At 74.1% G+C, this 20,691-nt stretch carries 12 protein-coding genes; all 12 read left to right on the forward strand.

The genetic code is table 11. The annotated features are described in order from the left end of the window. Nucleotides 1–24 precede the first annotated feature (24 nt). The 12 genes from AMK18_RS13535 to fxsT (AMK18_RS13590) all read left to right on the forward strand — a co-directional run bounded on the left by AMK18_RS13535 (nt 25) and on the right by fxsT (AMK18_RS13590) (nt 20,676). A complete protein-coding gene (locus tag AMK18_RS13535) occupies nt 25–2,028 on the forward strand; it encodes a VMAP-C domain-containing protein (RefSeq protein WP_107422338.1) in 2,004 nt (667 codons plus the stop codon). Between the two features lie 130 nt (nt 2,029–2,158). Beyond that, nucleotides 2,159–3,184 (forward strand): AAA family ATPase, encoded by a 1,026-nt coding sequence (locus AMK18_RS13540; protein ID WP_018102709.1) that lies wholly within the window; start codon nt 2,159–2,161, stop codon nt 3,182–3,184. Nucleotides 3,185–3,191: 7 nt separating this feature from the next. Continuing rightward, nucleotides 3,192–6,611: an SAV_2336 N-terminal domain-related protein gene (locus tag AMK18_RS13545; protein WP_073862966.1), complete on the forward strand. Its 3,420-nt coding sequence runs from the start codon at nt 3,192–3,194 to the stop codon at nt 6,609–6,611. A gap of 152 nt (nt 6,612–6,763) precedes the next feature. After that, a complete protein-coding gene (fxsA, locus tag AMK18_RS13550; RefSeq protein ID WP_073863247.1) occupies nt 6,764–6,952 on the forward strand; it encodes an FxSxx-COOH cyclophane-containing RiPP peptide in 189 nt (62 codons plus the stop codon). Nucleotides 6,953–7,187: 235 nt separating this feature from the next. Beyond that, nucleotides 7,188–8,327 (forward strand): FxsB family cyclophane-forming radical SAM/SPASM peptide maturase, encoded by a 1,140-nt coding sequence (locus AMK18_RS13555; RefSeq protein WP_073862967.1) that lies wholly within the window; start codon nt 7,188–7,190, stop codon nt 8,325–8,327. Next, nucleotides 8,324–9,715, forward strand: a complete 1,392-nt coding sequence (locus AMK18_RS13560; RefSeq protein ID WP_073862968.1) for an aKG-HExxH-type peptide beta-hydroxylase — start codon at nt 8,324–8,326, stop codon at nt 9,713–9,715. Before AMK18_RS13555 ends, AMK18_RS13560 begins: the two co-directional genes overlap by 4 nt. An 80-nt stretch (nt 9,716–9,795) precedes the next feature. Beyond that, nucleotides 9,796–12,780: an FxSxx-COOH system tetratricopeptide repeat protein gene (gene fxsT / locus AMK18_RS13565; RefSeq protein ID WP_073862969.1), complete on the forward strand. Its 2,985-nt coding sequence runs from the start codon at nt 9,796–9,798 to the stop codon at nt 12,778–12,780. 72 nt (nt 12,781–12,852) lie between these two features. Beyond that, a complete protein-coding gene (locus AMK18_RS13570; RefSeq protein ID WP_241836559.1) occupies nt 12,853–13,260 on the forward strand; it encodes a CU044_2847 family protein in 408 nt (135 codons plus the stop codon). Then, complete coding sequence (locus AMK18_RS13575; protein WP_073862971.1) at nt 13,257–14,204, forward strand: AAA family ATPase; 948 nt, start codon at nt 13,257–13,259, stop codon at nt 14,202–14,204. The genes AMK18_RS13570 and AMK18_RS13575 overlap by 4 nt, the downstream gene beginning before the upstream one ends. A gap of 13 nt (nt 14,205–14,217) precedes the next feature. Then, a complete protein-coding gene (locus tag AMK18_RS13580; protein ID WP_073862972.1) occupies nt 14,218–16,140 on the forward strand; it encodes a hypothetical protein in 1,923 nt (640 codons plus the stop codon). Then, nucleotides 16,133–17,404: a CHAT domain-containing protein gene (locus AMK18_RS13585; RefSeq protein WP_073862973.1), complete on the forward strand. Its 1,272-nt coding sequence runs from the start codon at nt 16,133–16,135 to the stop codon at nt 17,402–17,404. Before AMK18_RS13580 ends, AMK18_RS13585 begins: the two co-directional genes overlap by 8 nt. Beyond that, entirely contained in the window at nt 17,401–20,676 is a 3,276-nt protein-coding gene (gene fxsT / locus AMK18_RS13590; RefSeq protein ID WP_073862974.1) for an FxSxx-COOH system tetratricopeptide repeat protein, read from the forward strand. Before AMK18_RS13585 ends, fxsT (AMK18_RS13590) begins: the two co-directional genes overlap by 4 nt. Nucleotides 20,677–20,691: the final 15 nt, after the last annotated feature.

Here is a 20,691-nt window from a genome sequence, read left to right on the forward strand (position 1 = left end):
CTCGGCCCCGCTCAGGCCGCTCTCATGGACCTCGTCCAGGACGCCACCGTACGCATCCATCGCCCGCCGTCCGGGTATGCCCAGGACGGGCCGGAAGGGGACTTCCTGGGCAGCGGCTTCTTCGTCGCACCCAGCTGGGTCCTCACGTGCGCGCACGTGGCGATGCGGGGGGAGGCGGGCATGGTGGGCGTGTGGTTCAAGGAGGACCGCTACAGCGCGGAACTGACCGAGGTGCCGGGCCGCGTCGTCGCCGCACTGCCGGGCACCCGGCCCCCGGGCCCGGGCGGCTGGCCCGCCCCCGACCTGGCGCTCATCCAGCTCCAGCGCCCCGTCGAACACCCCTGCGTGTACGTCACCGAGCGGTCCGAGGCGATGCTCCGCAGCCGCGAGGTCCGCTGCGTGGGCTGGGCGCCCGTCCAGGGCGGCGGGCTCCAGAACCGCAGCGGTGTCTGCGTCGTCAAGGGCTCGTACGGGGGATCGGGCGACGCCGAACAGGTCGTCAGGATCGACGGCGACTGGGTGGAACTCGGCATGTCCGGCGGGCCGTTGGTGGACCTCGCCCGGGGCGAGGTCGTCGGCGTCATCAAGTCGCAGATCAACGGCCACCAGGGCGGCACCGCCGTCGGCGTCGAACGGCTGCGCACCCTGGAGGTGCCGGCCGGGCCCGTCGAGACCGAGACCGACGACATATACCAGTCCGTCTTCCACGCCCACGACCGCTACCACGCCGACCGGCACACCAGCTCCGCCGGGACCGAGCGGACCTGGACCGACGCGCAGAGCGACCTGCCCGACCCGCCCGGCGGCATCCTCGGACCCAAGCTCCGCGCCGAACTCCTGGGCCGGCTCGCCGAACTGCCGCCCCCGGCCAGCACCCGGTCGCTGCTGACCCTGCTCGACCGGCTGCCCGGGGTGTACGCCCGCGACCACCGCCCGGCCCCGCGCGGCTGGCGCGACGGGCTCGGCGCGCTGTACGACGCCCGTGCCCGCGACCGCGAGGCGCGGTTCGAGCTGATCGTCCGCTACTGCATGGGCGTCCTCGCGGCCGACCGCCCCTGCGGCCAGCTCTCCGTGCGCAACGCCAAGGCGCTCTGGGGCTGGGTCAAGCGCGTCGCCGACACCGAACTGCCCCGCGACCTGCGCCGCCGCCTCGACGTGGAGTGGGCCGCGATCCGGCTCCGCCTGGAACAGAACCGCCAGCAGGCCGCCCGCGCCCCGGCCGGCGACCCCGTCCTCTACGGCGAACGAGACTGCGTCGTGCTCCATGTCGACCTCCAGGGCTGGGCCCGCGACCAGTACGACTGGCGGGTCGCCGTGGACCGCCGGGCCGGGGAGGCGGAGCCCGTGGACGAGGACAGCCGCGGCGTGCCGCTCGGCACCGTCCCGGACCGGCTCGCCGCCGCGCTGACCGAGGCGTTCCGCCGGTGCGACGAACCGGACAGCCCCGCCATGCTCCAGGTCGTCGTCGCGCCCGCGCTCTTCGGCCTGCCGGTGGACGACTGGGAGCTGCCGCCGTCCGGGATGCGGCTCGGAGCCGTACGCCCTGTGGTGCTGCGCAGCCCGTACCCGGGGGCTACCGACGAGCGGCCCGCCCGGTGGGACGCGGGTCTGGCGGCCGCGATCCGGGCCGAGGTCGTCGACTGCGAGGACGAATTGCGGGTACGTGTACCGGAGTCGGCGCGGCTGCGCACCCTGGCCCACGAGACCGTGCCCGTCCTGTGCCGCTACGGCAACCCGGACCCCGACGTCACGGCCGGGGTGGTGCGGCTGCTCGACAGCGGCTTCGGGGTGGCGCTGCTCCAGCGGCGCACCGCGGAGGGCGACACGGTCTGCAAGGAGTTCCACCGCCGCGTGGCCGAGGCGGTGTCGGACACCCGCACCCACGACCGGCTGCCGTGGAAGATCCACGAACTGAGACGCGGGGTGAGCGCGGGGCGGACGGAGATGTACTGGTCCGCAGGCGCTGCCCTCTACTACGACGACCCACACCGTCCGCTGCCGGGCTCCGACTTCCTGGAGGCGCCGTGAGCCACCGCGCAAAGCATCAGTCGTGTAAGCGAACTGGCTGTCCCCTTACGGGTGTTGAGCCGGATCGCTACGGTAGGGCACGTCCGACGCAGGCCGCCCCTGGCGGACGAGTGACAACGAGGGACACGCTATGAGTGAACCGAGCGAGTGGCTCATCTACCGGGGCATCGGCGAACCGCACGACGAGGTTCCCCAGCTGCCGCCCCCGCCGCCCTGGCGCGACTTCACCGGAGGCCGCGGGCCCGGCGGGGCGGACGGCGGCGAGTCCGCCGACCGGCGGCTCGGCATCCCCGGGCGCGTCGCCGAGGAGCACCGGCCCGGCGCCGAGGAACTGGAGATGATCAACGCGGCGCTGTACCTGCGGCGCCCCCTGCTCGTCACCGGGGACCCGGGCGCGGGCAAGAGCACCCTGGCCCACTCCGTGGCGCGGGAGCTCGAACTCGGCAAGGTGCTGCGCTGGCCCGTGGTCAGCCGCACCACCCTCCAGGACGGCCTGTACCACTACGACGCCATCGCCAGGCTCCAGGACGTCCAGATCGCCTCGCACGCGGCGGCCGGCGGCGCGGAAGGGGCCGACGCGGCCCAGAGCGTGGGCAGTTACATCCGGCTCGGCCCGCTCGGCACCGCGCTGCTGCCCTCGGACCGGCCGCGCGTCCTGCTCATCGACGAGCTGGACAAGAGCGACATCGACCTCCCCAACGACCTGCTGAACGTCCTGGAGGAGGGCGAGTTCGCCATCCCGGAGCTGGAGCGGATCGCCGACCGGCTGCCCGACGGCGAGGCGGACGTCCTCGACCACGACGGCAACAAGGTCCGGATCAAGGGCGGCCGGGTGCAGTGCCGGGCCTTCCCCTTCGTGGTGCTCACGAGCAACGGCGAGCGGGACTTCCCGGCCCCACTGATGCGCCGTTGCATCCACCTGGAGCTCGGCCGCCCCGACCACAAGCGCCTCGCCTCCTTCGTCAAGGCCCACCTCGGCGAGGAGGCCGCCCGCGCCAGCGACGACCTGATCGCCCACTTCCTGGAACGCTCCCGCACCGAACTCCTCGCCACGGACCAGCTGCTGAACGCCATATACCTCACGCACGCCGCGTCACCGGCGGGCCGCGACCGGCTCGCCGACCTGCTCATCCAGCGACTCGACCGGCCGAGGTGAGGTTCTGATGTCCGGTGCGGCGGACGAGAACGGTGGCGGCGGCGGGCCTGGCGCCCCGGAGCTCCACGACGACGGGTTACTGCCCGAGCTGGTCGCGCGGCTGCGCGGCGCCGGGCTCGACCCGGACGTCGAGCAGCTCTGCGACGCCCTCTGGCTGGCCCGGTGGACCCGCGGCGCGTCCGCGCCCGACGAGGAGGGCACCGGCCGGGACCCCGCGCGCCGCCCCGGCCACCGCCCCGCCGAAGAGCGCCCCGACCCCCGCCGCACCACCACCCCGGACGCCCGCACCCCGGACACGGACCCGGACGCCCGGAGCGAGGAGACGCCCGCACCGGGGGACGGCGAGCGGATCTCCCTGCACCCCGTCCCCGGCCGTACCCGGCCCGGCGACCCGGACACGGCACCGGACCCGACGGGCGTGCGGTCCGGCGCGGACGCCCGCGCCGCCGTGCTGCCCCTCGGCGTACCGGCCGCGCCCGTGCTGCCCGCCCCCCTCGAACTGACCCGCGCACTACGCCCGTTGCAGCGCTACCGCCCGGTCTCCGCACCGCTGCGCCAGGTCCTGGACGAGTCGGCGACCGCCGAACGCAGCGCCCGCGCCGGGGGTGTGGTCATGCCGGTCTTCCGGGGAGTCCGGCGCGGCGACGCCGTCGTCCAGTGCGTGATGGACGCCTCATCCTCGATGCTGGTCTGGGACCGGCTGTTCGAGGAGCTCCAGCAGATCTTCGCCCGGATCGGCGCGTTCCGGGACGTCCAGATCCGCTACCTCCACCCCGGTCCCGACGGCGGCTGCACGGTCAGCCGCAGCCCCGACCCCACCGCCGCCCCGCTCCACTCGGCGGACCGGCTCAGCGACCCCACCGGCCGCCGGGTGACCGTCGTGGTCAGCGACTGCGCGGGCCCCCTCTGGCGCACCGGACACGCCCACCGGCTGCTGCACCAGCTCGCCCGGCTCGCCCCGGTCGCCGTGCTCCAGCCGCTGCCGCAGCGCATGTGGAACCGGACCCGGCTGCCGGTCACCTTCGGCTCGCTCACCCGGGGCGAGGGCCCGGCCGGGGCCACCCTCCTCAAGGTCAGCGGCGACGCCGGAACGGGGCCCGCCCACCCCGGCGCCCTCGCCGTCCCCGTGCTGCCGCCGGTCGCGGACGCGCTCGCCGCCTGGGCCCGGCTGCTCTCCGGCACCGGCGCGGCCTCGGTGCCGGGCGCGGTCGGCTGGGTCCGCGCCGACCAGCCCGCGGCCCCCGCCCGCCGCCCGGGCGACACCCCGTCCTCGCTGCACCTGGTCAGCCGGTTCCGCTCGACGGCCTCCCCGGCGGCCGGACAGCTCGCCGTCTACCTCGCGGCGGCCCCCCTCTACCTGCCCGTCATGCAACTCGTCCAGCGCACGATGCTGCCCCACTCCGGCCCCTCCGAACTCGCCGAGGTCCTGCTCAGCGGACTCCTCAAGCGGCAGGAGGGCGGCACCGGACGCGGACAGTGGTACGTCTTCGAGCCCGACGTCCAGGAAGCACTGCTCGGGCCCCTCGGCCGCGACGAGGCCCTCCTCGTACTCAAGCACTGCTCGCAGTACATAGAGCAGCGGTTCGGCAAGGGCGGGCCCAACTTCCCGGCCCTGGCCTACGCCCAGCTCGGCGACGGCACCACCCGCGACGCCGGGCACGGAACCCCCTGGCCCGTCCCCGCCCGGGACGCCGCCGGGGACACGGACGAAGCCGACGAGAGTGAGGAGAACGACGGGAACGGGGGGAACGAGACACCCGGGGGCCCACGCGTCCCCCACGCCTTTGCCGAAGTCGCAGCCCGCGTACTGGAGCGATTCATGCCCGTACCGCCACCATTCGTCACCCGGGAGCCCAAGACCCCCGGAAACCCCCAGGCCGCCGGCCTCGCCGTGCGCCGCGCGCGGGAACTCGTGCGCCACTTCGAGACCGACAAGATGGTGCAGCGCCTGATCGACGCCGTACAGCTGCTCAGGGGCGCCGCCGAGCACGGCCAGGCCCCCTCCGACGACACCGAACTCCAGGCGGAGTACGCGCGCTGCGTGCTGCGCCTGTGGGAGGTCCAGGGCGGCGCCGACCTGCTCGAAGAGGCCGAACGCGCCGCGGAACGGGCCGCCGCCCGCCCCGGCGCCGTACGGGAACGCGCGGTGCTCGCCAAGGTGCTGCACGCGGCCGCCGACGACCGGCGCAGGCGCGGCGACCGGCGCGGCGCGCTGGAGCTGCTGCGGCGCGCCGACCGCGAGTACACCGCGGCCTGCGCCAGCCCCGGCCTGGAGCCCGGCGAAGCCCTCCGCCTCACCCTGGAACGGGTCCGGGCCCTGGAGGCGCAGTGGCGGCTCGACGGCGACACCGCCCTCCTCCAGAGCGCCTGCGGCATGCTCGAAGCGTTCGCCGACGCCTGGCCCGACCAGGAGAACCGCCCCGCCGTCCTGCCCCTCCAGCACGGCCGCACCCTCCTGAAGCTGGCCCGCGCCACCCAGGACGGCGAACAGTCCCGCGAGTACGCCCGCCAGTCGGCCCGGTCCCTGCGCACCGCGTTCGCCCAGAGCACCGGGCAGACCATGGGCACCGAGGTCCGCATCGTCCTGGACCTGGTCGACGCGCTGCTCGCCTCGGGCGCCGAGCCGGAGGAGGCCGCCACCCTCACCGCCCAGTCGCTGGAGACCGTACGCGACCAGCGGCAGCGCGCCCAGCTCCAGACCCGGGCCGGCCGGGTCCGGGCCGCCCGCTACGAACACACCGGCGACCCCGCCGAACTCGTCGCCGCCGCCGAGTGGTTCGCCCGCGCGGCCCGGGGCATCCCCCGCGACTCGCGCGCCTACACCGACCTGCTCGCCGAGTGGGGCGCCACGCTGCTGCGCCGCGCCGAACTCCCGGACGGCCGCGCGCACATCGGCGCGGCGGTCCGGGTCCTGCGCGACTGCCGCTCCGAGATGCCGGCCGGCGGGGCCCAGCAGTCCGAGCGCCTGCTGATGCTGGGCCGCGCCCTGATGCTGCGCCACCGCGCCACGGCGGACCGGGTCGACCTGCGGGAGGCCGAGTACCTCTTCAAGCTGGCGGCCGAGGAGGCCACCGCCCCGCTCACCGCCGCCCGCTGCTGGCTGGAGCTGGGCCGGGCCCTCCTCCAGGCGGCCGGGGTCCTCGACCGCCCGGCCCGCCGGGACGAGGCCGCGGAGGCGTTCCGGTCGGCCGCCGACGCGGCCGCCGAGGCGCAAACGGAGCAGGAGAGTCCACAACATCTCCAGGAAGCCGTCGAGTTGGCTGCTACAGCCAACCACTGGCGGGGTATGACGTACGAGAGGGCGGGACGCCCCCGGGCCGCGCGCGACGCGTACCGGGCGGCCCGCCAGGAGTGGCGCAAACTGCCGGACACCGGCGGCGCGGCGGGTGAGGCGACCGCCGAGCGGCTGGCGGAGCTGGAGCGGTGAGAGCGGCGCGCTCGACGGCGAGCGTGGCCCGGGCCCCGGCGTACACGTAGGGCAGGGCACGACAAGGCAGGTCAGGGATGCGGGACCGGCGGAACGCGCTCAACGGCGAGCGGGTCACCGGCCGGCCCGGTGCTGCGGTACGGGGAGGCGTGATGAGCGAGTCGACACGGTACGAGGGAACGGGCGCGGCCGGCACGGATGAACTGCCGGACCTGCTGGGCCTGGACCTGGCGACCCTGCGGACGATGGACCACCCGGTGCTGTCCGAGGTGGTGGCCGATCTGCGCGGGCGGGCGGAGCAGCCGAAGGAAATGCTCTGGGGGTTCACCAACGCGTTCTGAGTGTCCTACCGCACGGTTTCGGCCGGGGGGTGTGCCCGTTCAGGACATCATGGCCCGGGCCGGGCCTGCGTCCGCCGTACGACGGGGACACTCACCCCGGGCCGACAGCGGGGCCATCCCGGCCGGCGTACAGCACGGGGGTGCTCGAATGGCTGGACGGACGACGCCGCGGGGGGAGCGGCCCGCGGAACCGGCGCCGCGGGGTGATGCCCGGGCGCGCGGCCGCGGGCACACGGTGCCCTTCGGGCAGTTCATCGTGAAGGTGCACGGCCGCTGCAACCTGGCCTGCCGATACTGCTACCTGTACGAGGGACCCGACCGCACCTGGCGCGACCGGCCGTCCGCCGCGTCGCCCGCCGTCCTCGACCGCACCACCGCCCGGATCGCCGAGCACGCGGCCGCCCACGGGCTCGGGAGCGTCGCCCTCGTCCTGCACGGCGGCGAACCCCTGCTCGCCGGGCCGGGCCGGCTGGCCGCCCTCGCCGACGCGGTGCGCGAACGGGTGCCGGCGGACTGCGCCGTCCACACCACCGTGCAGACCAACGCCACCCTGCTCACCGGCCCCGCCGTCACCACGCTCGCCCGGCACGGCATCCGCGTCGGCATCAGCCTCGACGGCGGGCTCGCCGCCCACAACACCCTGCGCACCGACCACGCGGGCCGCCCCTCCTGGCCCGCCGCCTCCCGGGGCGCCCGGCTCCTGGCCGACCACCACCCCGAGGCGTACGCGGGCATCCTCACCGTCGTGGACCCGGACACCGACCCGGTGGAGATGTACGAGTCACTGCTCGCCCTGCGCCCTCCGGCCCTGGACCTCCTGCTGCCGCACGGCAACTGGTCCAGCCCGCCGCCGGGCCTCTCCGCCGCTCCGGGTCCGGGGCGCCCCACCCCGTACGGCGACTGGCTGTGCACGGTCTTCGACCGCTGGTGGGGGGCGCCCCGGCGGGAGACCCGGATCCGGCTGTTCGAGGAGTGCTTCGCGCTGCTCCTCGGGCTGCCCGCCGCGACCGAATCCCTCGGCCTGGACCCGGTCAACGCGGTCGTGGTCGAGACGGACGGCTCCATCGAGCAGGTCGACTCGCTCAAGTCCGCGTACGACGGCGCGGCCGCCACCGGCCTCGACGTTTTCCACCACACCTTCGACGAGGCGCTGCGCCACCCGGGCGTGGCCGCCCGCCAGGCGGGGGCCGGCGCGCTCGCCGCCGCCTGCCGCGCCTGCCCGCTGCTGACCGTGTGCGGGGGCGGCCACTACGCACACCGCTACCGCGCAGACAACGGCTTCCGGAACCCCTCCGTCTACTGCGCCGACCTCGAACGGCTGATCCGCCACATCGCGGACCGGCTGGCCGATGCAACCGCTGGAGACCCCCCATGAGTTCTGCCGTCCCCGACCACGTCCTGCGCGAGCTCGGCCGCACCGAGGGCGACGCCGCCTCGCTGGGCCTGCTCGTCCGCGACCAGGACACCCGCCGCCTCGTCCTCCTGCGCGCGGTGCTCGACGCGGCGGAGGCCGCCCCGGCCACCGTGTGCCCACCCCCGCTGCTGGACCGGCTCCGCGCGGACTGGGCCCTCCTCGAAGCCGCCGAACACGCGGACCGGGGGGCGGTGCGGACGGTTCTGTTCCACCCCATGGCCGGGCCCTGGGCGCAGCGGCTGCTGGGCGGGCTGACGTCGGAGGCGCCGGCCGGGCCGGAGGTTCGCGCCGGTCTGGCGCATCTGACGGCGTTGGCGGCCGCGGGGGCTGCGCGGGCGGGGGTGAGATTCAGCGTGTGTCTGGGGCCCTGGGGCGGACTCCTCTCGCTGCCCACCCTGGGAGCCGTACGCGTGGATCCCGGCCCTGTCGAACTGACTTGCAACGCAGGGGAGCTGACGGTCGCGCCTGCCGGCGGCCCGTTGCTGAGCGTCCGGATACATCCGGACGGGACCACGAGCTCGGCGGACCCACGCTGGCTGCCCCTCCTCATGCTGCCTGCAGCACTGCCTGGGGGGAGCCCGGTAGCCCTGGACGACTTGGACCCGTACCGGACGCTCGGCAGCGGGGTGGAGCAGTACGGGTTGAGCGGTGCCAACCAGATCGAGGACTGGGAGCGCAAGACCTGGATCGAGTCCTGGTCCGGGGTGGAACGGCTGCTGCGTGTGGGCGGGGAGCACCGGCTCACCGAGGCAGCCGTCCTGCTGCGCTGCATGGTCCCGCTCGGGCCGCCGCCCGGTTCCGGGCCCACGGGGCGCAGCGCGGCGCACTGCAGTGGTACCCGGCGTGAGGCGTTCGGCGCGGTCCTCAGCAGCAAACCGGCGACCGCGGCCTACTTCGCCTCGACGCTGGTACACGAACTGCAGCACACCAAACTGTCCGCGCTTTCCGCGATGGTGCAGCTCCATCAGGAGGGCGCTGCCGAACGGTACTTCGCCCCGTGGCGAACCGATCCCCGGCCCTTCGACGGACTGCTCCAGGGTGCCTACTCACACGTGGCGCTCGCGGACTTCTGGCAGCGGTTTGCACTGCACGCGCCCCGGTCCGCCCACCGTGACCTGGCTTGGGCCGAGCACGCCCGCTGTCGTGAGCAGGTCGGTGCAGTGCTGCCTGTGCTGGCCGGCTCTGCGGCGCTGACCCCCGAAGGCCGGACTCTCGTCAACGAAATGATCTCGGTCTACGACCGTCTGGACGATTCTCCGCCTCCCCCCGGGCACCTCGCGCGCGCTCAGGCGTACGTGAGTACCGCCAAGGTGATATGGCAGCAGAGGAACGGCTCGCGAAGGCAGTGAGCATCGCCCCGATTCCGGTCGGAGCGACCATGCTCCGGGGTATGTTGAGAAGGCTCGTATCGAGGCAGGGAGACGGTTGAATGCCCGCAACGCGTAAGCCAGTTGGAGTAAACGGGGCGGACGCCGTCACGATCAGTTTCGCCGGTTTCAACCGTGCCTGGGCGGCGTGGATCGCGGACCGTCTGGAGCGGCGTGGCGTGACCGTTGTCCAGCAACGGTGGGACCCGCCGGTCTCGATCCCGCTGGAGGAGTCGCTGCGGGACCTGACGCTGGCACGCGGCCGTGTCCTGGTGATCCTCAGCGACTGGTACTTCCAGCTCGGCCCCCGGAGCCACGAGGAGTGGAACCGGGCCCTGCGCTCCGAAGTCGCCCCCGACCCGGACCGGTTCGCGGCCGTGTGCGTCACCACGTCGGCGTTGCCCGGAGCCACTTCTGCCTTTGGCGCGGCCGACCTCACCAACGTCGGCGCCGAGGAGGCGGAGCGGCGGCTTCTGGTCCGGCTGGGGCTGCCCACGGACCCCCTGCCCGAGGCCCCCTCGGGTCCGCGCTTCCCGTCCGACAGCCCGCAGGTATGGGGTGGGGTACCGCGCCGCAACATCCGCTTCACCGGCCGCGAGCAACTGCTCACCGACGCCTACCGGGCGCTCCAGGAATCCGGACCGGGCGCCGGGGTCGTAACCCTTCACGGCATGTCCGGCGTCGGCAAGACTCAGCTCGCCGCAGAGTATGTCTACCGCTTCGGCTCCGAGTACGACGTTGTCTGGTGGGTGCCCGCCGACCGCCGTGCGATCTACCGGCAGAAGCTCGCCGAACTCGCCCCGGAACTGGGCCTGTCCACCGGCCCCGAGTACGGTGAACGGCTTCGCGCCGTCCGCGACTCGCTGCGCCGGGGCGACCCCCACTCCCACTGGCTGCTCATCCTGGACGGCGCCGACGAACCCGACCAGATCTGGGACCTGGTGCCCACCGGACCCGGACACGTGCTCATCACCTCCCGCAACCCGGAGTGGAGCGAGCACAACAGCAACCTGGTCGAGGTGCCCGTCTACCGGCGCGACGAGTCCGTGGCCTTCATCCGGCGCCGCGCCCCGCGCCTCACCCCGGCCGAGGCCGACCAGCTGGCCGATGCCCTCGAAGACCTGCCGCTGCTGCTGGACCAGACCGCGGGCTGGCTCAACGACTCGGACCTGTCCGTGGAGGAGTACATCGAACTCCTCGAAGGCGGCATTGACCAAGACGTCGTGAAGGTCTCCGCGGACTTCCCGCTCGCCTTCCAGACCGCCTGGTCGATACTGCTGAACAAGCTCCGGGACACCGTCCCCGAGTCCGTCGACCTGCTGCGCCTGTGCAGCTTCTTCGCGCCCGGCTCCATCCCCGTACGGCTGCTGAAGGAGATGCCGCCAGGTGACCTGCCGGAACAGGTCTCCGGCCTGATGAGCGACCCCCTGCTGTGGAACAAGGCGATCAACCAGCTCCGTCAGTACTCCGTGGTCCGCCTGGAATCCCATGAATCGGGCGGTGACGCGACGTCCTCCGGGGAGACCGTCTACATGCACCGGATGGTTCACCAGATCATCGGGCACGACATGACGGAGGAGAACCGGCAGGAGTTCATCGACGTCGTCCGGCGCGCCCTCGCGGCGGCCGATCCCGGACGTCCCACCGACACTCGCCTGTGGCCCGCGTACGCCGAGCTCACTCCGCACCTCAAGTGGGCCGACGTCCTGAAGAGCACCGATCCCGCTGTGCAGACGCTGGTCCTCAACTGCCTGCGCTACATGTACCTGTCGGGGGAGTACCGGGCGGGCATCAAGCTGGGCGAACGCGCGATGGCCGCCTGGCGTGAGCTGTTCGGCGAGAACCATCCGAGGATCTGGGACGTCAGCTACCACTACGGCAACCTGCTCAGGGCCGTCGGTGACTACGCCGGGACGGAGGCCATCGAGCGCGCCGTGGTGGAGCGGCTGCGCGCAGAGCGCGGCCCCGAGGATCTGGAGCATCTGCGGGCAGCTTCCGGCCTGGCCGCCGACCTGCGGGGCCTCGGCCGGTACGACGAGGCGCTGGAAGTCTCCAACTGGGTCCTCACCTCGTACCAGGGACTGCTGGGTGACCAGGACTCGCGGACGCTCAACGCACAGAGCAACCTGGCCGTCACCTTGCGGCTGCTGGGCCGGTACGCGGAGTCCTTGGAACTCGACCTGCGCACGCTGGACTCCCGCCGTCAGCTCCTGCGGCAACGGCACGCCTGGACGCTGTACTCCGAGACCGCCTACGCCACGGACCTGCGCCTTCTCGGTCGCTATCACGAGGCTTTTTCCCTCCAGAACCAGAGCGTCCAGGTGCACCGACGCGTCCTGGGGCAGGACAATCCTCAGACCCTGCGCGCCGAGTACAACCTCGCGCTGTGCCACTACCGCAACGGCGAACGCGCCAAGGCCTCCGGTCTGTTCACCCGTGTTCTGGAGCGATGTGAACGGGTCCTCGGCGAGAGCGACCCGCTGACGATGATGTTCTCGGCCGGTCAGAGTTGTTTCGCCCGTGAACATGGAAACATCGACCAGGCACGAGCCATAAGCGAGAAGGTGGTTGGTGGCTACACGGGTATGCTCGGCGAAGACCATCCTTACGCAGCGGGCACCCGATCCAACCACGCCCTGATCCTGCGCAACGTGGGAGAGCGGGAGCATGCCCACATGCTCCTCGAAGACGCGCTCGTCGCCATGACCCAGGCCGTCGGCGAGAACCACCCGTGGACGCTGGGCTGCGGCATCAACGCCTCGGCCCTGCGGAATATCGTGGGCGACCCCGAGGGTGCTGCCGCGCTGACGGACTCCGTCATCACCAGGGCCGTAGAAGTGCTCGGCCGTACCCACCCGCTGACGTTGTCGGCTCGCATTGCCCACGCCGCCGACCTGCGTGGTATCCGCGACCGGCAGAAGGCCGAGAAGATCGAGAGCGAGGCCTTGGACGACCTCGTGTCGACCCTCGGCGCCCAGCATGTGCACACCGTCTCGGCCCGCTCCCGCAACCGTCCGTACTGGGACTTCGAGCCGCTGATCGTCTGATGCCATGGCGATATTAATGGCCAGTCAGTTGCGTTGTGCTGTAAGTCAGTTGATCAAACGTTGGGGGCATCGATGGCCGTAGTAGTGGGCTCACCCGCACCGGGCGAGGACGCCCCCATCCCGGTGGTCGTGGACGCCGACGCGTTCGCGGCCACCGTGCCGCCGGTCACCGACGCGGACTCCCTCTACGGCAGCGAGGAGACCCGGGACAACGCCGGGCGCCGGGCGCTCGGCGCGGCGCAGGATCTGTACGGGGACGGCCTCGACCTCGCCCGGCGCTGCGCGTCGCAGGCGATGCGCAGGCTGGGCGATCTCGGGGACGGCCTGCGGCCCGACGAGGTCGAGCTCCAGGTCGGCATCACCTTCGAGGCGGGGATGGCCGCCGTGGTCAAGGCCGGGGCGGAGGCGCAGATCCAGGTCACCTTCCGCTGGCAGCCGGGACGTGAGGAGCGGGTGTCCACGGCGGTGGCGCCCTCGTGAGCGACGCGGCGGCCGAGGCGTTACCGGCGCCGATCCTCCCGTACAGCCGCATCGTCGGGCAGGACGAGCTGAAACTGGCCCTGGAGCTCAACTTCATCGCACCGGCCATCGGCGGCGTCCTCATCGCCGGGCAGCGGGGCACGGCCAAGTCCACCGTGGTGCGGGCCTTCGCGCTGATGACCGGCGGGTGCCTGCCCGTCACGCTCCCGATCAACGCGACCGACGACCGGGTGCTCGGCGGCTGGGAGCTGGACGCCCTGATGCACGGCCAGGCGCGGCGGCAGCCCGGCCTCCTGGAGGAGGCGCACGAGAAGGGCCTGCTCTACGTGGACGAGGTCAACCTCCTGGACGACCACATCGTCAACATCATCCTCGACGTCGTCTCCACCGGGGTCCTGTCCGTGCAGCGGGAGGGCATCGACACCGAGGCCCATGTCTCGTTCGGGCTCGTCGGCACGATGAACCCCGAGGAGGGCAGCCTGCGGGCCCAACTGCTGGACCGGTTCGGGCTGATGGTGACCGCTGCCGAGCTGGACATCGAAGAGCGGCACCGGATGATCACCACCGTGCTCGCCTTCGAGGAGGAACGCCTCGTCGCGGACTCCGCCTGGTTACGGGCCGCCGAGGACGACAACAAGCGGCTGCGGGACGCCCTGGTCACCGCCCGGGAACGGCTGCCAGCGGTCCGGCTGGATCCGGGGATCAGCAGGCTCTGCGCCGAGGCCGCCGCCCGCACCGGAGCCGTCGGCCAGCGGGGCGACCTCCTCGTCGCCAAGGCCGCCCGCGCGCTCGCCGCGCGCGAGGGCGCCCGGTCCGTGGAGCGTGCCCATGTCCGCCGGGTGGTGCCGCTCGCCCTGCGCCACCGCCGGCCCGACTCGGTGCACGGACCCGAGCCGGTCTGGGGGCCGGACGAGGAATCCAAGCTGGACGAGCTCTTCGGCTGACAGGGGGACACCGGTGCGAGCGACAGGCGACCAGGACCCGGACGAGCCGGACGGGGACCTCCGGCGCCTGCTCACCGTGCTCGTCTCCGCCGCGCTGGAACCCTCGCTCGCCGGAGTCCTGCTCTTCGACCTCCCGCCCGAGCACCTGCCCGCCGTCTCCCGGACGTTCGCCCAACTCCTCGGCCGCTCGACCGGCGACCCGACCGGCCACCCCGCGCCCCGGACCGTGCTGGACTCCGCCACGGTGGACGAGGACCTGTGGATACGCCCCCGCGTGCGCCGGGGCCCGGAAGGCATCGGGTTCACCTTCGGCCCCGGGCCCCTCGCCGAGCCGGACGGCGGGCCCCGGCTGGTCGTCGTCCCCGACCTCGCCCGGCTCAGCCTCCCCGGCCAGCGCGCCGCCGTACAGCTGCTCGGCGCGGACACCGCCGCCCTGGAGCACTCCGGCATCCGGCACCACTGGCAGCCCCGCGCGCGGTGGCTGGCGTGCTGCCGGTCCGAGGACGCCGCACTCCTCTCCCCGCACCTCCTGGACCGCTTCGCCCTGCGCCTCGCCGCCCCGGATCTGCGCCCGCACCCCGGACCTGACCCCCTCGGCCCGCTGCCCGCCGCCTGGGCGACGGCCCTCGCCCCGGACACCCCCCGGCCCCGCGTCGCACTCACCGACGAGGCCGCCTCCGCCGTGCTGGACCTCCTGGACGAGCAGGAGGGCGGCGGCAACCGGCGCGCCCTCGCCCTGGCCCGCATCGCCCGCGCCCTGTGCCGACTGGACGGCCCGGCGGACGCGGCGCGGACCCCGCACGGCGCCCCGGAGGACGGCCTCCCCGTCACCCCCGCCCACGTCGACCGCGCCGCGCGGCTCATCCGGCTCCGCACCCCGCACCGCCCGGAAGCGCGGCCGGAGCATGCCCCGGACCGGGAGCTGCCCGAGCCGCCGGGGACAGGCCGCCCGTTGCCGCGCCCGGAGCCCTCGCGCGGCGCGGAGCAGGACGCCGGAGAGGGTGTCCCCGTGCACGGGCCGGAATCCGCGCAGCCGCTCGGCCCGGCGGCGGCCCCCGGGGAACCGTCACCGGCCGCGAACCTCCCGTATCCGGAGGACACGGCGGGTCCGGGGCACCGCGAGGCCACGCTGCGGGTGCCGGCCCGGCGCGACGCGGGGGCACGGGCGTCCCGGGGGCCGGTCATCGGGGTGCGGCGCGCCCGCGACCTGTGGGATCCCGCCCCGGTCCGCACCGCGATGGAGGCCGCGAAGTACCGGGCCGTCCGCAGCGGTACGGAAGGCCCGCTGGTGATCGTTCCGGCGGACCTGCGCGGCTATGTCCGGGCCCCGGAGCCCGTACGGATGCTGACCGTCGTCCTCGACCACACGTGCCGGGGCGGCTGGGACTGGTACCCGGCCCTCGAACCGTTCCTGCGCTGGGCGTACGTCACCCGGGCCTCCGTCCATGTGGTCGAGGTCGGCGGCGGGGGCGAGCCGGACGAGCTCCGGGCCCGCGCCTTCACCGCCCGCTCCACCCGGGATCCCCGCATCGCTGCCGCGCTGGCCAGGCGCCCCGGACGGGCCACCCCGCTCGCCCACGGTCTCGACCTGGCCGGGCAGGCGCTGCGGCGGGCGTTCCGGCACCACAGCGCCGGTCTTGTCGAAGCGCTCCTGGTCGTCGCCACCGACGGCCGGGGCAACGTCCCGCTCGCCGTGAGCCGCAGCGGCCGCCCGGTGCGCGGCCCGGTGCGCCGTACGGGCGTGGACGACGCCGTGGCCGTGGCGGAGCACATCCGCGCCCTGGGCCGCAGCCGCCTCCGCAGCGTCGTCGTGGACCCCGGCCGGCCTCCCTACACCCGCCTCCCGGCCGCCCTGGCCGAGGCGCTGGGCGGCGGGGTCGTCGGAGGGGCTGGGGACGCCTCCGACGCGCCGGACCGGGAGGCGCGCCATGGGTGACGGCCGGCTCCGGCTGATCCGGAGCATGGTCGCCTCCGCCGCACAGGCGCTGCCCGGACCACGTCCCCCGGCCCTCGAGGCTCCCGAGCCGCGCGGCCTGGGCGCCGCGCCCGTGGACGCCGCCCGCCCGCCGGCCACGGCGTACGCCCGCATCCGGGTCGCGCGCCACCACACCGGGCCCGGCGCCCCCGACGCGTTCGGGATCGAGGCCTGGTGCGCGGGCGTCGACCCCCTCCCGTACACCACGGGACCCGGCCAGCTCCGGCCCGGGGACATCGGATTCGGCCACGCGCGCCGGGGCGGCACCCCGCCCTCCGAGCTCTTCCGGTCCATCCGGCGCTGGTCGACGTACCAGCGCCGGCTGACGGACTGGATCAACCGGTGCCGACGGGTCCACGGCGACGCCCTCCAGATCGTCGTCCTGGACCAGACCGGCTTCGAACTGCCCTGGGAGGCCCTGGACCTGCCCCCGGAGCCGGGCGCCGGGCTGCGCGGCGGGCCGCTCGGCGCGCTCGTGGACGTGGCGCGCTGGCTGGACGACTTCCCGGACCGGGCGGTCGCCCCCGACGGCCGGGTCCTGAGCTTCTTCCACGCCGACATGACCCGCGACCAGGAGTTCTTCGACCCGTACGAACACCGGCCGCACTTTGGCATCGAGAGCTTCCTGAACACCCTGGACGATCTCGCCGGGCAGCGCACCGGCCTGGTGTACATGGGCTGCCACGGCACCTTCGACGAGGAACTCAGCAAGCTCACCCTGGGCGGCGGCACCTGGGCCGACTACCACGACCTCGACATGCGCCTCCTCGGCCGCGACGAGGCCCTCGTCTGCCTCAACGCCTGCCATTCCGGGCGCTTCCTGGACTACGGCGGCGACGGCAGGCAGTATCTGCGCGGGTTCACCCAGATCTTCCTGCGCAACGGCGCGGGCGGCTGCATCGTCTCGGCGGGCGCGGTCGGCGACCCCGAGGCCCGGGTGATGATCCGCCGCATCGTCGACACCGTGACCGAGGACTCCGGCCGGCCCGTCGCCGGTGCGCTCCGGGCCTTCCGCGCGGAGGTCTACGACACCTTCCTCGCGGGCGGCGGGGTCCCGATGATGGTCAAGGACGACGGCACCTTCGACGCGGAGCGGCAGCGGAACGTGCTGCGCCTGCTGTACAGCCTGATGTTCCAGTACTACGGGCATCCGCTCAGCACCCTGCGCCTCACCGCGCGCACGCACGGCGCCCCCGTGGCGGCCGAGACGGGCGGGCGGCCATGACCCCCGACGAACGCCCGCTGCTGATCGAACCCGTCGTGGGCTGGCTCCCCGAGGTGGAGCCGGGCCTCGTCCAGTGCGTCAGCGTCGACCTGCGCGGTCCGCTCGACGCCCACGGGGACACGGACGGCGACGCCTGGCCGTACGAGGAGGAGGAGCTGACGTTCAGCGTCGCCCTGGAGGGCGCGCCGCACTTCGTCTGCGAGGCGATCGAGGACCCCGGCCTCGTCCTGCACCGCTTCGGCGGTACGTACGGTCCCGCGACGTTCCTCGTCACGGCGGGGCCGTCGGCCGGCCCCGGGGTGCTGCGGCTGACCATCTTCAACCAGTGGGGCGCGTCGGTCCGCAAGGCGGAACTGCCCTGCGCCATCACGGAGTCGGCCGGGCCGGGTGCGGTGGTGCGGGGCGCGGTCGGGACGCGCCGGACCGCGTCGGCCGCGCCGCCCGGGCCCCCGCAGCCCGACGCGAGCATCACCATCGGCTCCGCCGGGTACGACCGGGCGTGGGCGGCGTGGATCGCGGACCGGCTGGAGCGGCGCGGGGTGCCGGTGAGCCACCGGGAATGGGACCCGGCACCGGACGAGCCGCTGGAGGACGCCCTCGGGGATCTCGCCGCCCGCGCCTCGGGCCGCGTCCTCCTGCTGCTCAGCGACTCCTTCTTCCAGCGGGGCTCGCGCAGCCACGACGACTGGAACCGGGCTCTCCGCGACGTCGTCGCACATGCTCCGGACCGCTTCGCCGCGGTGTCCCTCACGGACTCCGCGCCGCCCGGGGCCGCTGCGGTCCTGGGCGCGGCGGACCTCACCCGCGTCGGCGCGGACACGGCGGAGTCACGACTGCTCCGGCGGCTGGGGCTGCCCACGGGCCCCCGCGGGTCCACGGCACGCACGGGCCCCCGCTTCCCGCTGGACCCACCCGCGGTATGGGGCGGCGTCCCCCGCCGCAACACCCGCTTCACCGGCCGCGACGAACCGCTGATGGCCGTGTACGACCTCCTCCGCGCCGGGACCGGACACGGCCGCGTCGTCCTGCACGGCATGTCCGGCATCGGCAAGACACAGCTCGCGGCGGAGTACGTGTACCGCTTCGGGGCCGACTACGACGTGGTCTGGTGGGTGCCCGCCGAGCGGCGCGCCACCTTCCGCCGGCAACTCGCCAACCTGGCACCGGAGCTGGGGCTCTCCACCGGTGCCGAGTACGGCGAGCGCCTGCGCGCCGTCCGGGACGCGCTGCGCCGCGGCGAGCCGTACGCGCGGTGGCTGCTCGTCCTGGACGGCGCGGACGAGCCCGAGCAGATCCAGGACCTCGTGCCCACCGGACCGGGCCATGTCCTGATCACCTCCCGCAACCCCGAGTGGACCGGGCACGGCTGCACCGCCCTCGACGTCCCCCCGTACACGATTCAGGAGTCGGTCGCCTTCGTCCGCCGCCGGGCCCCCCGCCTCACCCGGGAGGAAGCCGCCCGGCTGGCCGAGGCCCTGGACGGGCTCCCGCTCCTGCTCGACCAGACGGCTGGCTGGCTGGGGGAATCCGCCATGTCGGTCGAGGAGTACATCGGCCTGCTGGAGGAAGGCGCCGAGCAGGACGTCGTCAGGGTGTCGGCCGACTTCCCGCTCGCCTTCCAGACCGCCTGGTCGATCCTGCTGAACCGGCTGCGCGAGAACGCCCCGGAAGCCGTCGGACTGCTGCACCTCTGCTGCTTCTTCGCGCCCGGAGCCGTCCCCGTACGGCTGCTCGGGTCCGTCCCGCCGGAGGTGCTGCCCGAGGGGATCGCCCGTCTGATGCGCGATCCGGCGCTGTGGAACAACGCGATCCGCCACCTGCGCCAGTTGTCCGTGATCCGCGTGGAGTCCCGGGGGGCCGACGAGTCGGTCCATCTGCACCGCATGGTCCAGCAGATCATCCGCAAGGACCTGCCCGAGCAGGAGCGCTGGGCGCTCGCCGAAGGGGCCGCCCGGGCGCTGGCCGCCGCCGACCCGGGCGACCCCTCGGACCCGCGCCACTGGCCCGCGTACGCCGCGCTCACCACCCACCTCGAATGGGCGGAGGTCATGGACAGCACGGACCCGCGGGTCCACCAGCTGGTCCTCAACTGCCTGCGCTACATGTACCTCTCCGGCGAGTACGGCAGCGGCATCCGGTTCGCCGAGGCGGCGATGGGGTCCTGGGAGGCCGCGCTCGGCGCCGCCGACCCCCGGACCTGGGCCCTGCGCCACCATTACGCCAATCTGCTGCGGGCCCTCGGCGACTACCGGAACAGCGAGCGGGTCGAGCGCGCCACCGCGGACTTCCTGGCGGCCGAGCGCGGCGAACTGGACCTGGACCACCTGCGGGCCGCCGGTGGACTCGCCGCCGACCTGCGCGGGCTCGGCCGCTACCAGGAGGCGGCGGAGCTGTCCGCGTCGATCCTGGAACGCGACCGCCGGCTCCTCGGCCCCGAGGACCCGCGCACCCTGAACGCGGAGAACAACCTCGCCGTTTCCCTGCGGCTCCTCGGCCGGTACGGGGACGCGCTCGCCTTGGACGAGCGCTGCCTCGAACTCCGGCGGGCGGTGCTGTCACCGGACGCGCCGCCGTCGCTGTACTCGGAGATCAACCTCGCCATGGACCTGCGGCTCCTCGGCCGGTACCGGGAGGCGGAACAGGCGCTGCGGGAAACGGTCGACCACCATCTGCGGGTGCTCGGGGGCAACGCCCCGCAGACCCTGCGCGGCCGCTACCACCTGGCGCTGTGCCGGTACGAGACCAGGGGCGCCCCGGCCGTGCTGGAGGACCTGGACCGCATCAGGCGGGACGCCCTGCGCACCCTGGGCGAGTACGCCCCGCTCACCCTCATGATCAGCGCCGGCACCGCCTCCGTGCGACGGGAGGCGGGCGACCCCGACGAGGCCCTGGAACTCCACGAGCAGGTGGTGGCCGGCTACCGCAGCATGCTGGGCGACGCGCACCCGTACACCATCGGGACGCGCGGGAACCTGGGGCTCATGCGCTGGACGGCCGGCGACCGGGACCGGGGGGCCGAGGGCATCGAGCGGGCCGTCGTCCGGATGGCGCGGGCCGTCGGCGACGACCACCCCTGGGCGATCGGCTGGGCGCTGAACGCGGCGCTGGTGCGGCCCGCGGACCGGCGGCTGCCGGGGCGTACGAACAGCGCCCGGGCCGATGAGGTGCTGGGCCCCCGCCACCCGCTGGCCATGGCCTGCCGTCAGGTGGCCACCGCCGGTCCGGCGGACCCGCCGCCCCGGTTCTGGCCCTTCGAACCGCTCGTCACCTGAGCCCCCACGCCCGAG

The organism is Streptomyces sp. CB01249, assembly GCF_001905735.1.
In the GTDB taxonomy this organism is placed as follows: Bacteria; Actinomycetota; Actinomycetes; order Streptomycetales; family Streptomycetaceae; genus Streptomyces.

What these genes read in the sequence shown, in the direction of transcription:
- AMK18_RS13540 (WP_018102709.1), top strand. Translation starts at nt 2,159, where the DNA reads ATGAGTGAACCGAGCGAGTGGCTCATCTACCGGGGCATCGGCGAACCG.
- fxsT (WP_073862974.1), top strand. Translation starts at nt 17,401, where the DNA reads ATGACCCCCGACGAACGCCCGCTGCTGATCGAACCCGTCGTGGGCTGG.
- fxsT (WP_073862969.1), top strand. Translation starts at nt 9,796, where the DNA reads ATGCCCGCAACGCGTAAGCCAGTTGGAGTAAACGGGGCGGACGCCGTC.
- AMK18_RS13585 (WP_073862973.1), top strand. Translation starts at nt 16,133, where the DNA reads ATGGGTGACGGCCGGCTCCGGCTGATCCGGAGCATGGTCGCCTCCGCC.
- AMK18_RS13545 (WP_073862966.1), top strand. Translation starts at nt 3,192, where the DNA reads ATGTCCGGTGCGGCGGACGAGAACGGTGGCGGCGGCGGGCCTGGCGCC.
- fxsA (WP_073863247.1), top strand. Translation starts at nt 6,764, where the DNA reads ATGAGCGAGTCGACACGGTACGAGGGAACGGGCGCGGCCGGCACGGAT.
- AMK18_RS13535 (WP_107422338.1), top strand. Translation starts at nt 25, where the DNA reads ATGGACCTCGTCCAGGACGCCACCGTACGCATCCATCGCCCGCCGTCC.
- AMK18_RS13570 (WP_241836559.1), top strand. Translation starts at nt 12,853, where the DNA reads ATGGCCGTAGTAGTGGGCTCACCCGCACCGGGCGAGGACGCCCCCATC.
- AMK18_RS13560 (WP_073862968.1), top strand. Translation starts at nt 8,324, where the DNA reads ATGAGTTCTGCCGTCCCCGACCACGTCCTGCGCGAGCTCGGCCGCACC.